Consider the following 14271-nt stretch of genomic DNA (forward strand, 5'->3'; position numbering starts at 1 on the left):
GTGCTGCTGGCCGGGGACTCGACCGTCGCGTCCTGCCCGGCGCACGAGGCGCCGATGTCCGGGTGGGGCGCGCAGCTCGGGGCGTACGTCGGCGTTCCCGTCCGCAACTTCGCCAAGGGCGGCGCCACCACGGCAAGCCACCGGGCGGAGGGGCTCTGGGCGGCGCTCGTGCGCGAGATCCTCGCCGGAGACGTCGTCGTGCTCCAGTTCGGGCACAACGACCAGAAGGAGCCGGAGCTGCCCTACCGCGACAACCTGCGCGCCTTCGTCGGGGAGGCGCGCGCGGCGGGCGCGCTCGCGGTGCTGTGCACGCCGGTGCAGCGGCGCAGGTTCGACGGCGCGCGGCTGGTCCCGACGCACGGCGGCTACCCGGATCAGGTGCGCGCGCTGGCCGCCGCCGGGGGCGTGCCGCTGATCGACCTGACCGCCGCCACCACCGAGCTGTACGAACGGCTCGGCCCCGAGGGCTCGAAGGCCCTGTTCACCCACTTCCCGCCGGGGGCGCACCCGCTCTACCCCGAGGGCGTGGCCGACGACACCCACTTCTGCTTCCGCGGCGCCGACGAGGTGGCCGCGATCGTCGCCGAGCGATTGAAGGAACTCGCATGACCGTACTGCGCTGGCTGGACCGTCCTGGAGACCAAGGAGTGACCTGGGGCGTCCCGTGGCCACGCGGCGCGGTCGAGCGGGACACGCCGTTCGCGCTGTCGGACGCCGAGGGGCGCCCGGTGCCCGTGCAGAGCTGGGTCACCGCCACCTGGCCCGACGGCTCGGTCAAGTGGTCCGCCCACGCCGCCGGCGCGGGACCGCACTCCGAGCACTACCGGCTTGAACCCGCTGCGCAGGCCGCTGATCTCGGCGAGAACTCCGTCACCGTGACCCGGCGGGACGGCGACCTGATCGTCGGCACCGGCGTCGTCACCTGGACGATCGGCGGCGGCACGGTCGCCCGCTCGATCTCGCGCGGGAGCCGCGAGGTCGCCAGGAACGTCCGCCTGGTCAGCCTGCGCCAGAGCGAGCCCACCCCCGAGGAGGACGGCCACGTCGCCAGGGAACGGGCCGCCGGCGTCGTCGAGAGCGTCACCGTCGAGCAGGACGGCCCCCTGCGCGCCGTGGTCCGGCTGGAGGGCCGGCACGGCGACTGGCTGCCCTTCACCGTCCGGCTCTACTTCTACGCCGGCGCCGAGCAGGTGCGGATCCTGCACACCTTCGTCTGGGACGGCGACCCCGAGCGCGACTTCCTGGCCGGGCTCGGCCTGAGCGCGGACGTCGTCATGCGCGACGAGCCGCACGACCGGCACGTGCGCCTGGCCGGGAGCGACGGCTTCCTGACCGAGGCCGTACGCGGGCTGACCGGCCTGCGCCGCGACCCCGGCGAGGCCGCGCGCCGCGCCCAGGTCGAGGGCCGCCCGGCCGGCGAGCTGGACCCCGAGGTCGCCAGGCGGCTGCACCTCATCCCCACCTGGGGCGACTACACCCTCGACCAGAGCTCCGCCGACGGCTACACGCTGCGTAAACGCACCAAGGAGGGGCACGGCTGGGTGACGATCCCGGCCGGCACCCGCTCGGCCGGGTACGGCTACGTCGGCGGCGTAAGCGGCGGCCTCGGCTTCGGGCTGCGCGACTTCTGGCGGCTGCACCCCACCCGCCTGGACGTCAGGAACGCGGCCACCGACGTGGCCACCGCCACGATCTGGCTCTGGTCGCCGTCCGCCCCGGCCATGGACCTGCGCTTCTATCACGACGGCATGGGCCAGGACACCTTCGAGGAGCAGCTCGAAGGGCTGGAGATCACGTACGAGGACTACGAGCCGGGGTTCGGCGATCCGCGGGGCATCGCGCGTACGCACGAGCTGAGCCTGCGCGTCCACGACGCCACACCCACGGCGGACGAGCTGGCCGCGCACGCCGCCGCCGTGAACGCGCCCGCGCTGCTCGCCGCGAGCCCCGAGCGCGTGCGTGCGGCGGACGTGTTCGGTGTGTGGGGCCTGCCCGACCGCTCCACGCCCGCGCACGCCGAGATCGAGGACCGGCTGGACTTCCTGTTCGACCTGTACGAACGTGAACGCGAGCAGCGCCGCTGGTACGGGTTCTGGGACTACGGCGACGTCATGCACACCTACGACTCCGACCGGCACACCTGGCGCTACGACGTCGGCGGCTACGCCTGGGACAACTCGGAGCTGTCGCCCGACCTGTGGCTGTGGCTGCAGTATCTGCGCACGGGACGAGCCGACGTCTTCCGCTTCGCCGAGGCCATGTGCCGCCACACCGGCGAGGTGGACGTCTATCACCTCGGCCGGTGGAAGGGCCTGGGCAGCCGGCACAACGTGCAGCACTGGGGCTGCAGCTGCAAGCAGCTGCGCATCTCCAACGCCGCCTACCGGCGCTTCTACTACTACCTGACGGCCGACGAGCGTACCGGCGACCTCATGGACGAGCTCAGCGTCCCCGAGGAGACGTTCCTGGCCATCGACCCGCTGCGCAAGGTGCGCGAGGACGTCTACACCTCGGACCGCTCGGCGCTGTCCGTCGGGCTCGGCACCGACTGGGGCTCGCTGGCGGCGGCCTGGCTGACCCGGTGGGAGCGGCACGGGGACGAGCGGGCCAGGGACCGGCTGCTGGGCACGATGGCCGGCATCGGGGCGATGCCGCGCCGCTTCCTCACCGGCGAGGGGCGGCTGGATCTGGACACCGGCCGGTTCGACACGAGCCGTGACCAGATCTCGATCTCGCATCTGTCGTCGCTGTTCGGGCTGCCGGAGATGTGCGCGGAGCTGATCGCGCTCGACCTGGACGTGCCCGGGTTCGAGCGGGCCTGGCTGGAGTACTGCCGCCTCTACCTCGCCCCGCCGGAGCAGCAGGAGGCGGAGACCGGGCGGCGGCTGAGCGGCATCTCGCTGATCCAGGCGCACAGCCGGCTGACGGCGTACGCGGCGGCGCGCACCGACGACGCCGAGCTGGCCGCCTGGGCGTGGCGCAAGTTCCGCCTGGGGGAGGGCGACCAGCTCAACCGCAACCCGCTGCAACACCAGGAGAACTGGGAGCTGACCCTGGTGGACGGGCCGCGGGTGCCGCACCCTGTGCACGAGGCGCCGTTCGTCAGCACCAACAGCGCCGCGCAGTACGGACTGGCCGCCATCCACAACCTGGTGCTGATCGGCAAGCACCTCACGGCACGTTAAGGAGAGGTGGGGCCCCTTCCAGGGGCCCTACACTGATCGGTATGCATGCTCCCGATTGACCGGCGTCGCACGCCCAATCCTCGTTTCCTAGCTCGGGAGTGTACCGGTCACCATGATCATTGCGAATGATATCGAGCTGCGCGCGGGCGCGCGCCTGCTCATCGAGAAAGCCACCTTCCGGGTCAACCCCGGTGACAAGATCGGGCTCGTCGGCCGCAACGGCGCGGGCAAGACGACGCTGACCAAGGTGCTGGCGGGCGAGGGCCTGCCCGCCGCGGGCAGCGTCACCACCACCGGCAGCGTCGGCTACCTGCCCCAGGACCCGCGCACCGGCGACCTCCAGGTGCTGGCCCGCGACCGCATCCTGTCCGCGCGCGGGCTCGACGAGGTCATCCGCAAGCTGCGCGAGGCGGAAGTGGGCATGTCCTCCGCCGACGAGCGCACCCGGGAGAAGGCCGTGCGGCGCTACGGCCGGCTCGAAGATCAGATGCACGTGCTGGGCGGCTACGCGGCGGAGTCGGAGGCGGCCTCCATCGCCTCCAGTCTCGGCCTGCCCGACCGGGTGCTCGGGCAGCCCTTGCAAACGCTTTCCGGCGGTCAGCGCAGGCGCGTGGAATTGGCGCGAATTCTTTTCAGCGGAGCGGAAACTCTCCTTCTCGACGAGCCGACAAACCACCTAGATGCGGACTCAATCGGCTGGCTTCGCGATTTTTTGCGCAGTCATCAGGGTGGCTTGGTGATCATCAGCCACGACGTCGACCTTCTTGAAGCCACGGTCAACAAGGTCCTGCACCTGGACGCCAACCGGTCCGTGATCGATCACTACAACGTCGGCTGGAACGCCTACCTGGCCCAGCGCGAGACCGACGAGAAGCGCAGGAAGCGCGAGCGGGCCAACGCCGAGAAGCAGGCGGGGGCGCTGCTGGCGCAGGCCGACAAGATGCGGGCCAAGGCGACCAAGGCCAAGGCCGCCCAGGACATGATGCGGCGCGCGCACCGGCTGCTGTCCGGCACCGAGGAGGAGCGCAAGGGCGACAAGGTGGCGCGGCTGCGCTTCCCCGATCCCCAGCCCTGCGGCCGCACCCCGCTCATGGCCGAGGGCCTGTCCAAGACCTACGGGTCGCTGGAGGTCTTCACCGACGTCGACGTGGCCATCGACCGAGGTCACAGGGTCGTCATCCTCGGGCTCAACGGCGCGGGCAAGACCACGCTGCTGCGCCTGCTGGGCGGGATCGAGCAGCCCGACACGGGCGAGCTGCGCCCCGGTCACGGCCTCAAGATCGGCTACTACGCCCAGGAGCACGAGACCCTGGACCCCGGCAGGACCCTGCTGGAGAACATGCGCTCGGCCGGCGGCGGGTTCACCGACACCGAGTTGCGCAAGGTGCTCGGCTCGTTCCTGTTCACCGGGGACGACGTCGACAAGCCCGCCGGGGTGCTGTCCGGCGGCGAGAAGACCCGGCTGGCGCTGGCCATGCTGGTGCTCTCCAGCGCCAACGTGCTGCTGCTCGACGAGCCCACGAACAACCTCGACCCGGTCAGCAGGGAGCAGGTCCTCAACGCTCTGAGGTCGTATTCAGGAGCAATCGTCCTAGTCACCCACGACGAGGGTGCCGTTGACGCCCTGTCACCGGATAGGGTGATCTTGCTACCTGACGGAACTGAAGACGCATGGAGCGCCGAATTTTCCGATCTTGTGGCACTTGCCTGATCTTAATTTGAGTGGGTACGGATCTTTTCCCGTGGAGTAGGTAGCCGATCCCGCTGAAATGACTGATCATGGCGGAGTAACGCTGCGGAAGTCCGGCACTACAGGAGGTACTCGTGGCCGAGACACTGAAGAAGGGCACCCGGGTCACCGGGGCCGACCGGGAAAAACTGGCCGGCGATCTCAAGAAGCGCTACGCCGCGGGCGAAAGCATCCGCGCCCTGGCCGCTTCGACCGGTCGGTCTTACGGGTTCATCCATCGCATCCTCAGCGAGTCCGGTGTGACTCTGCGCGGACGCGGCGGGGCGACCCGAGGCAAGTCCAAGCGCTGACGGCCGCCTCGGAACGTGCGACCGCAGCCGCCCGTCCCTAGTCAGCCGCCGTCGCGTCCGGGCCAGAATCATATTCTATAAGCTCGGGCGCGACGGTCAGCACTCCGGACAAGGGAGCGGGCGATGGCGGAAGCGCAGGCGCGACAGCGCGGGGGGAATACGGACGACGGCTCTGCCTCGGCGCAGAACGGGGTCCGTTACGAGGTGGACGGTGAGATAGCGACGATCACGCTGGACCGGCCGGAAAAGCGCAACGCACAGACGTTCGCGACATGGTCGGAACTGGCTCGCATCGGCGAGAACCTGCCCGAGCAGGTACGCGTCGTCGTCGTGAAAGGTGAGGGACCGTCCTTCTCGGCAGGGATAGACCTGCGAACGTTCACATCTGAGGGGGTGCCCGGACAGGGCTCGTTCAGCTCGGTGGCCGCAGACGGGGACACCGGCTTCGAGCAGCGCATCAGACAGGCCCAAGCGGGGTTCCTGTGGCTGCGCCGCCCGGAGATCGTTTCCATCGCCGCAGTGCAGGGGCACGCGATCGGTGCGGGATTCCAGCTCGCGCTCGCCTGTGACCTGCGGATCGTGGCCGAAGACGTTTCGTTCTGCATGAAAGAGCCCGCACTGGGCCTGGTGCCCGACCTGACGGGGACCAAGCCCCTGGTCGAGCTGGTGGGCCTGGCCAAGGCGATCGACATCTGCCTGACCGCCAGGACCGTGCACGCCGAAGAGGCCATGCGCATCGGCCTCGCGGAGAGAGTGGTCGCCGGGGGCGACCTGGACCAAGCGGTGAAGGACAAGGCCGCGCAGCTGCTGTCGACGAACCGGGACGCGGCTGTGGCGACCAAGCGGCTCCTCCAGGGGGCGCAGGCACGCACCCTGGAGGAGCAGAGTGTGGCCGAGGGGATCGAGCAGGCGGCACGCATCAAGGCACTCTTCGGCCGGTCGGGCTGAGCCGCGGCTCAGCGCTTCGGGCCGGACCGGGGGTGGTTCGCGGCTTGACGGCCGGTTCGGTGCTTCTGGGGGCAGTCGGGCTGATTCGTCACTCAGGCGCCGGCGCTGCCGGCCGGTCGTGAGGGGCTGTGCGGCCCCTGGGCCGCCGGTCGGCCCCGCCGACGGGTACGACTGACAGTGGGGCGGGAAAACAGCTCAGCGTGCCTCAGAGCGCCGCGCGGAGAAGGGGGCTTCCCGGAGCGAGTTTCGCGGTGAGCTGAGCCGGGAATCCCCGGGCGTCCCGGCGACGCTGTCCCGTGCGGAGGAAGGGGGATCTCCCGCATGGCGATGATGGGTGGGGGCTTCGGCCCGAGCATGATGGCGTCCCTGCGGCGCGACGGCTCGGTCACCAAGCAGCGGCTGCGGCCGGGCACCGTGCGGCGCATCGCGGGCTACGCGCGCCCGTACACCAGGCAGATCGCCGCGTTCCTCGCGCTCGTCGTGGCCGGCGCGGTGATCGTGGTCGCCAACCCGCTGCTGATGAAGGCGATCATCGACGACGGCATCCTGCCCAAGAGGCCGGGCGTGATCGTCTGGCTGGCCGTGGCCATCGCCGCGCTCGCGCTGGTCGACGCCGGGCTGACGCTGGCGCAGCGCTGGTTCTCCGCCCGCATCGGCGAGGGCCTCATCTACGACCTGCGCACCGAGGTGTTCGACCACGTGCAGCGCATGCCGGTGGCGTTCTTCATGCGCGCCCAGACCGGCGCGCTGGTCAGCCGGCTCAACACCGACGTCATCGGCGCCCAGCGCGCCCTGACCAGCACGCTGTCCTCGGTCGTCGCCAACGTGGTCAGCCTGGTTCTGGTGCTCGGCGCCATGCTGGCGCTGTCGTGGCAGGTCACGCTGGTCGCGCTGGTGCTGCTGCCGATCTTCATCGTGCCGGCGAAATACGTCGGCCGCCGCATGTCGGCGCTGACCCGCGAGCAGATGCAGCTCGACGCCGAGATGAGCTCGGTCACCACCGAGCGCTTCAACGTGGCGGGCGCGACGGTCGCCAAGCTCTACGGCAGGCCGGAGGACGACGCCGCCGTCTTCGGCGCCCGCGCCGCCCGGGTGCGCGACGTGGGCGTGACCGTCGGCATGTACGGCACCGTCTTCCGCGTCGCGCTCGGCCTGATCGCGGCGCTGGCCACCGCCCTCGTCTACGGCATCGGCGGCGTCCTGTCCGTCTCCGGCGCCTTCGAGCTCGGCACCCTGGTGGCGCTGGCCGCCCTGCTCATGCGCCTCTACGGCCCGCTCACCTCGCTGTCCAACGTGCACGTCGACGTGATGACCGCGCTCGTGAGCTTCGACCGCGTCTTCGAGATCCTCGACCTCAAGCCCATGGTCGCCGAGCGGCCCGGCGCCGTGCCGGTGCCCGCGGGCCCGGTCACGATCGAGTTCGACGACGTGCGCTTCCGCTACCCGGCCGCCGAGGAGGTCTCGCTGGCCTCGCTGGAGTCGGTGGCCAGGCAGGACTCAGGGCCGTCCCACCCGGTGCTGGAGGGCGTGTCCTTCACGGCGCGGCCGGGGCAGCTCATCGCGCTGGTCGGGCACAGCGGCGCGGGCAAGACCACGATCACCTCGCTGGTGTCGCGGCTCTACGACGTCAACGAGGGCGCGGTCAGGATCAACGGGCTCGACGTGCGCGAGGCCACGCTCGGCTCGCTGCGCGACACCGTCGGCGTGGTCATGCAGGACGCCCACCTCTACCACGACACGATCGGCGCCAACCTGCGTTACGCCAGGCCGGAGGCGAGCGACGAGGAGATCTGGCAGGCGCTCGGCGCGGCGCAGATCGGCGAGCTCATCGCCGGCCTGCCCGACGGTCTCGAGACCGTGGTGGGCGACCGCGGCTACCGGCTGTCCGGCGGCGAGAAGCAGCGGCTGGCGCTGGCCAGGCTGCTGCTGAAGGCGCCCAGGGTGGTCGTGCTCGACGAGGCCACCGCCCACCTCGACTCGGAGTCCGAGGCCGCGGTGCAGGTGGCGCTGAAGACGGCGCTGGAGGGCCGCACGTCGCTGGTCATCGCGCACCGGCTCTCGACGATCAGGGAGGCCGACGAGATCCTCGTCGTCCACGACGGCCGGATCGCCGAGCGCGGCCGGCACGAGGAGCTGCTGGCGCGCGGCGGGCTCTACGCCGAGCTCTACCGCACCCAGTTCAGTTCTTCCGGTAGCCCAGCCGCCTGAGCTCCTCCCTGGCCACCTTCTCCACCAGCTCCAGGTCCTCGCGGCGCAGCCGGGTCCGCCAGGCGCCGACCTTGGGCACGGCGGTGTCGTACATGACGACCTTCGACACCCGCGTCTCCAGGAACTCCGCGAGCGTCGCCACGGCCTGGGGCGGCGTGCCGACCAGGTCCTCGTAGCGCACGGTCAGCAGCTGCGGCCCGGGCAGCGTGCGGCGCAGCTCGGCGCTCAGCCGCACCGCGCCGCGCCAGCGCAGCGCGCTCTTGCCCGCCGCCGGCATCGTCTTCCAGCGCTGCAGGTGCTCGTCCTTGTTGACGCCGAGGAACGCGTTGGGGAACTCGGTCTGCTCCGCCACCATGGCCGGCTTGAACCAGGCCAGGCACGCCGGATCGGCCAGCATGTCGGCCACCACGTCCCTGCCGTCGCGGATGAGCTGGATGAAGCGGGCGTCGGGGAAGGCCTGGAGCAGCACGGGCACGCTGTAGAGCAGGTCGGGGCTGCCGTCGGCGAAGCGGGTGACGTCGCTCGCGGACACGCACGGGCCCGTACCGGTGACGCCGCCCGCGTCCCGGCACGACTCGGCGCACTCGCCGCACGAGCGGGGCAGCACCTGCCACGACTCGGACAGCGCGTCGCGCAGGACGCGCACGGCGCCGGACGTACGGGCGATGGACGGCTTGCGGGCGAAGGCGTACACCACGTGCGCCACGCTCGCGCGGCCCATCGTCACGTGGAAACCCGGAGAGCGTTTCAAGGCACGGGCCAGCAGGTCCGCGCCGGAGTGCGGCGCTCCGATCAGAAAGACCGGGCGGCGGACCTTGATGCCGTTGACCACGAGGATGTGGGGCGGAAGTCGCATACGAGAGGTAAGTGTGACACCGTTTGCCAGGTGAACGAGCCAAGGATGGTGTCCGTCCTCACCGGCGCGGGCGTCTCCACCGACTCCGGGATCCCCGACTTCCGCGGCCCCCAAGGCGTGTGGACCAGGAATCCGCAGGCCGAGGCCGACGCCACCATCGACCGCTACCTCGCCGACCCGGACGTCAGGCGGGCCTCGTGGCGGGCCAGACTCGATCACGCCGCCTGGGACGCCAGGCCGAACGCCGCCCACCTGGCGCTGGTCGAGCTGGAGCGCGCGGGGCTGCTGCGGACCCTCGTCACGCAGAACATCGACGAGCTGCACCAGCGCGCCGGGTCCTCGCCGGAGAAGGTGATCGAGATCCACGGCACCATGCGCCGCGCCGAGTGCCTGTCCTGCGAGCTGATCACGCCCATGGAAGAGGTGCTCGCCCGGGTCGCGGCCGGCGAGGACGACCCGCCCTGCTCGCGCTGCGGCGGCATCCAGAAGGCCAACACGATCTCCTTCGGGCAGTCGCTCAAGCCCGAGGTGATCCGGGCCGCGCAGCGCGCCGCCCGCACCTGCGACGTGTTCCTGGCCGTGGGCACCTCGCTGACCGTGCATCCCGCCGCCGGGCTGTGCGGCGAGGCACTGGACGCCGGCGCCACCCTGATGATCGTCAACGCCCAGCCCACTCCCTATGACCCCTTCGCCGACCGGGTGATCAACGAACCGATCGGCCAGGCACTACCCGCGCTCGTCAAGGAGCTGATCGATGCGGCAAGGTGACACCGTAGCCATCGTCGCCCCCTCGGGGCCGCCCAACGCCGTCCTGCTCAGGCGGGGCGTCCGGCGTCTGGAGGAGCTGGGCCTGAAGGTGGTGGTGGGCGCGCACGTCCTCGACCGTCAGGGCCTCGACTACCTCGCGGGCGACGACGCCGACCGGGCCGCCGACCTGCAGTCCGCCTGGTGCGACCCGGCCGTGACCGGGGTCTTCTGCTGCCGGGGCGGCTACGGGGCCGGGCGGCTGCTCGGCCTGCTCGACTGGGACGCCATGCGCGCGGCCGGGCCCAAGGTGCTGCTCGGGTCGAGCGACATCACGGCGCTGCACAACGCGTTCGCGATCGAGCTGGGCGTGGCGACGCTGCACGGGCCGATGGCCGCCTGCGACGTCATCGCCGGCGACGAGGCCGGGCCCGAGCCGCTGACCTGGGAGAGCATGGGGCAGGCGCTGTTCGGTCCCGCGCCGCTCGTGCGGGGTGACCGGGTGCTTTCGCCGGGACGCGCCGAAGGGGTGCTCCGCGGCGGTAACCTGTCGCTGCTCGCCTCGATGTGCGGCACGCGGTGGCAGCCGTCGTTCGCGGACGGGATCGCGTTCCTCGAAGACGTGGGGGAGGAGCCGTACCGGATCGATCGCATGCTCACCCAGCTGCTGCAGGCGGGGGTGTTCGACGGCGTGCGCGGGATCGCGCTCGGGTCGTGGGTCGGCTGCGGGGACCCGTACCCGGTGCTGGAGGACCGGCTGGCCTCGCTCGGGGTGCCCGTGGTGGCCGGGTTGCCGGTGGGGCACGGGTCGCCACAGATGAGCGTGTGGCTGAATGCACTTGGTGTTATCGATACCGAATCGTGCTCGCTGGCCGGTTCGATCCGGAACGGGGAGCAGGCAAGGTAGGGGGGACGAATCAGACAGAAGGGGACATGACGCGTGAACTTGTTCAGGCGTGAGCCCTCGCGACGGCCCGTCGAAGACGTCGATCTCGACTCGCTGCTCGCACTGGTCGCGGAGTCCCTCGGATTTTCCTTCGAGTTCGCCCAGGACGGCTCCTCCGTGACGTTGACGGGGGCGTCGGACGGGTCCGGGAATGGGCCCAGAGGTGGGCCCGGAGGTGGGCCCAGAGGTGGGCGCGGAGGTGGGCGCGGAGCAGGGCTCGGAGACGGCGAGATGGTCGTCCGGCTGACCGGGCTGCGGCGCGAGGCCGGGCGCAGGGCCAGGGAGGACTGGCCGATGCTGGTCTCCGAGCACCTCGGCCACGCCGTGGCCACCGCCGGCGACCGGCTCGACGTGTGCGACCTGAAGCAGGCCCGGCCGCTGCTGCGGCTGCGGGTGGAGGCCGTGGACGAGGTGCCCGACCTGACCCGCGTCGTCGGCCGCCACCTCAACGCCGACGTGGTCGAGCTGCTCACCGTGGGGTCCAGGGCCGTGCGGCCCGAGGAGGCCGGCTGCTGGCCGGTGCCCACCGGGCGGGCGATCGAGCTGGCCGTGGCGAACGTCCGCGAGCGAGAGCGGCTGAGCAGCGAGAGCATCGAGCTGACCGGTACGCCGGTGACCCGGCTGACCGCGCCGAGCCCGTCAGCCGCCACGCATCTGCGCTGGCTGGGCGACTATCTGCCGGTGCCGGCGGACGGCGTGCTGGTGGTGCTGCCCGACCCGTACACGCTGCTGCTGCATCCCGTGGACGGGATCGGGGTGGTGCGGGCCATCGAGCGGCTGCGGGTGCACGCGGCGCGCACGGACGGGCTCAGCCAGCAGGTGTACTGGTGGCACGACGAGCGGCTGACGCTCATCAGGGCCGACATCGTCGCCCAGGGCGGGCAGACCAGGCTGGTCGTGGCGCCCCCGCCCGACTTCGCCCGCGTCCTGGCCCGCCTGGCGGTCTGAGCTCCCTTCGGTCCTGGCCGGTCGGCGCTCCGAGCTCCCTTCGGAGGGATGGCCCTCCGAAGGGAGCGGTGCGTCAGCTTCTGCTGACGTAGTCGCGCAGGTGGACGGCCGTCAGCGAGGTGCCATCGGCCACCAGCTCGGCGGGGGTCCCGGTGAAGACGACCTGGCCGCCGTCGTGACCCGCGCCGGGCCCCAGGTCCACGATCCAGTCGGCGTGGGCCATGACGGCCTGGTGGTGCTCGATCACGATGACCGTGTTGCCGTCCTCGACCAGGCGGTCGAGCAGGGACAGGAGCTGGTCGACGTCGGCCAGGTGCAGGCCCGTGGTGGGCTCGTCCAGCACGTACGTGGTCCCGTTCTTCGCCATGTTGACGGCCAGCTTGAGCCGCTGCCGCTCGCCGCCCGACAGCGTGGTGAGCGGCTGCCCGAGCCCCAGGTAGCCGAGGCCGACCGCGACCAGCCGGTCGAGGATGACCCCGGCCTGGCCGGTGCGGAAGAAGTCGCGCGCCTCGGAGATCGGCATCTCCAGCACTTCGCTGATGTTCTTGCCCCGCAGCTCGTACGTCAGCACCTCAGGCGTGAAGCGCCTGCCCTCGCACTGCTCGCACACCGAGGACACCCCGGCCATCATGACCAGGTCGGTGTAGATGAGCCCGATGCCCTTGCAGCCCGGGCAGGCCCCTTCCGAGTTGGCGCTGAACAGGCCCGGCTTGACCCCGTTGGCCTTGGCGAAGGCCGCGCGGATCGGGTCGAGCACGCCGGTGTAGGTGGCCGGGTTGCTCCTGCGCGAGCCGCGGATCGGCGACTGGTCGGCCACCACCACGCCGTCCCGCCCGGCGACGTGCCCGTGGATCAGCGAGCTCTTGCCCGACCCCGCCACTCCGGTGACCACGGTCAGCACGCCGAGGGGGAGGTCCACGCTCACGTCACGCAGGTTGTGCAGGCCGGCGTTCCTGATCGGCAGCCAGCCGGACGGCGTGCGGACCTGCTCGCGCAGCCCGACCCGGTGGTCGAGGTAGCGGCCGGTCAGCGTCTCCGAGCGGCGCAGGCCGTGCAGGTTGCCCGAGTAGCAGACCTCGCCGCCGGCCGTGCCCGCGCCGGGGCCGAGGTCCACCACGTGGTCGGCGATCGCGATGGTCTCCGGCTTGTGCTCGACCACGAGCACGGTGTTGCCCGTGTCGCACAACGCCAGCAGCAGCCGGTTCATCCGCTGGATGTCGTGCGGGTGCAGGCCGGCCGTGGGCTCGTCGAAGACGTACGTGACGTCGGTGAGGCTGGAGTTGAGATGGCGCACCATCTTCACCCGCTGCGCCTCGCCGCCCGACAGCGTGGCGGACTCCCGGTCGAGGCTGAGGTAGCCCAGCCCGATCTCCACCAGCGAGTCGAGCGTCGAGCGCAGCCCTTCCAGCACGGGGCCGACGTTCGGGCTGTCGATGCCGCGGACGAAGTCGGCCAGGTCGTTGATCTGCATGGCCGAGCAGTCGGCGATGTTGTGGCCCTGGATCCTGGCCGACAGGGCGGCCTCGTTGAGCCGCGCGCCACCGCAGGCGGTGCAGGTGGCCTGCGTGATGGCCCGGTCGGCGAACGCCCGCGCCGCCGACTGCATCGACTCCCTGTCCTTGCCCAGGTAGGAGCGCTTGACCCGGGGGATGAGGCCCTCGTAGGTGAAGTTGCTGCTGCCGTACTTGAGCTTGGTGGCGGGCTTGTACAGCAGGTCGTCCCACTGCTGGGCGGTGAAGTCCGTCAGCTTGACGGCCGGGTCGAACAGGCCGGAGCCGGCCACCACCTGCCAGGACCAGCTGTCGACGGCGAACCCGGGCAGCTTGATCGCGCCCTCGTTGAGCGACAGCTTCCTGTCGACGACCGCGTCCACGTCCACCTCGGACGTCCTGCCCAGGCCCTCGCAGGCGGGGCACATGCCCTCGGCCATGTTGAAGCTGAAGGCGGAGGCGGTGCCGACGCGCGGCTCGGCGGCGCGGCTGAAGATGATGCGCAGCATGGTGTGCGCGTCCGTCGCGGTGCCCACGGTGGAGCGGGCGTTGGCGCCCATGCGCTCCTGGTCCACGATGATCGCCGCGCTCAGGTTGTGCAGCGCGTCGACGTCGGGACGTGACAGGCTCGGCATGAAGCCCTGGACGAACGCGGTGTACGTCTCGTCGATCAGCCGCCTGGACTCGGCCGCGATCGTGTCGAAGACGAGGGAGGACTTGCCGGAGCCGGACACTCCGGTGAAGACGGTGAGCCGTCGCTTGGGGATGTCGAGGGAGACGCCCTTGAGGTTGTTCTCCCTGGCGCCGCGGACCTGGATGTGGTCATGGCTGTCCGCGGCGGTGTGATCGCGGGGCTGGACGGTGCTTGCCTGCTGGCTGGAGAGCACGGAATCCTTCCATCGTCGG

The 14271-nt window shown here is 71.1% G+C and carries 11 protein-coding genes; 9 read left to right on the top strand and 2 right to left on the bottom strand.

All coding sequences use genetic code 11. The features are described from left to right. The 6 genes from OIE67_RS12665 to OIE67_RS12690 all read left to right on the top strand — a co-directional run bounded on the left by OIE67_RS12665 (position 1) and on the right by OIE67_RS12690 (position 8381). Positions 1-609 carry a rhamnogalacturonan acetylesterase gene (locus OIE67_RS12665; protein WP_326639747.1) on the top strand — a complete coding sequence of 203 codons (609 nt, stop codon included), beginning with the start codon at positions 1-3 and terminating at the stop codon, positions 607-609. Next, positions 606-3185, top strand: coding sequence for an exo-rhamnogalacturonan lyase family protein (locus OIE67_RS12670; protein ID WP_326639748.1), 2580 nt, complete (start codon positions 606-608; stop codon positions 3183-3185). The genes OIE67_RS12665 and OIE67_RS12670 overlap by 4 nt, the downstream gene beginning before the upstream one ends. A gap of 112 nt (positions 3186-3297) precedes the next feature. Further along, entirely contained in the window at positions 3298-4896 is a 1599-nt protein-coding gene (locus OIE67_RS12675) for an ABC-F family ATP-binding cassette domain-containing protein (RefSeq protein ID WP_326639750.1), read from the top strand. A 113-nt stretch (positions 4897-5009) separates the two neighbouring features. Next, the gene (locus OIE67_RS12680; protein ID WP_020547488.1) at positions 5010-5225 is read left to right on the top strand and encodes a helix-turn-helix domain-containing protein; all 216 of its coding nucleotides are present in this window, start codon (positions 5010-5012) and stop codon (positions 5223-5225) included. Between the two features lie 123 nt (positions 5226-5348). After that, positions 5349-6173, top strand: a complete 825-nt coding sequence (locus tag OIE67_RS12685) for an enoyl-CoA hydratase/isomerase family protein (RefSeq protein ID WP_106251429.1) — start codon at positions 5349-5351, stop codon at positions 6171-6173. A gap of 321 nt (positions 6174-6494) precedes the next feature. After that, on the top strand, positions 6495-8381 hold the full coding sequence (locus OIE67_RS12690; RefSeq protein WP_106251427.1) for an ABC transporter ATP-binding protein: 1887 nt from the start codon (positions 6495-6497) through the stop codon (positions 8379-8381). Here the strand turns inward: OIE67_RS12690 and OIE67_RS12695 are convergent. Continuing rightward, entirely contained in the window at positions 8353-9237 is an 885-nt protein-coding gene (locus OIE67_RS12695) for a sulfotransferase family protein (RefSeq protein WP_326639765.1), read from the bottom strand. The genes OIE67_RS12690 and OIE67_RS12695 overlap by 29 nt on opposite strands. A 45-nt stretch (positions 9238-9282) precedes the next feature. Here OIE67_RS12695 and OIE67_RS12700 point away from each other — a divergent pair, with 45 nt between their 5' ends. The 3 genes from OIE67_RS12700 to OIE67_RS12710 all read left to right on the top strand — a co-directional run bounded on the left by OIE67_RS12700 (position 9283) and on the right by OIE67_RS12710 (position 11875). After that, a complete protein-coding gene (locus tag OIE67_RS12700) occupies positions 9283-10005 on the top strand; it encodes an SIR2 family NAD-dependent protein deacylase (RefSeq protein WP_326645343.1) in 723 nt (240 codons plus the stop codon). Continuing rightward, positions 9992-10888, top strand: coding sequence for a S66 peptidase family protein (locus OIE67_RS12705; RefSeq protein WP_106251423.1), 897 nt, complete (start codon positions 9992-9994; stop codon positions 10886-10888). Before OIE67_RS12700 ends, OIE67_RS12705 begins: the two co-directional genes overlap by 14 nt. A 270-nt stretch (positions 10889-11158) precedes the next feature. Further along, complete coding sequence (locus OIE67_RS12710) at positions 11159-11875, top strand: hypothetical protein (protein ID WP_326639767.1); 717 nt, start codon at positions 11159-11161, stop codon at positions 11873-11875. A 73-nt stretch (positions 11876-11948) separates the two neighbouring features. Here OIE67_RS12710 and OIE67_RS12715 read toward each other — a convergent pair whose 3' ends face one another. Beyond that, positions 11949-14252, bottom strand: coding sequence for an excinuclease ABC subunit UvrA (locus OIE67_RS12715; RefSeq protein WP_326639769.1), 2304 nt, complete (start codon positions 14250-14252; stop codon positions 11949-11951). Positions 14253-14271 lie beyond the last annotated feature (19 nt).

It is taken from the genome of Nonomuraea fuscirosea, assembly GCF_035917475.1.
GTDB classification, from domain to species: Bacteria; Actinomycetota; Actinomycetes; order Streptosporangiales; family Streptosporangiaceae; genus Nonomuraea; species Nonomuraea fuscirosea.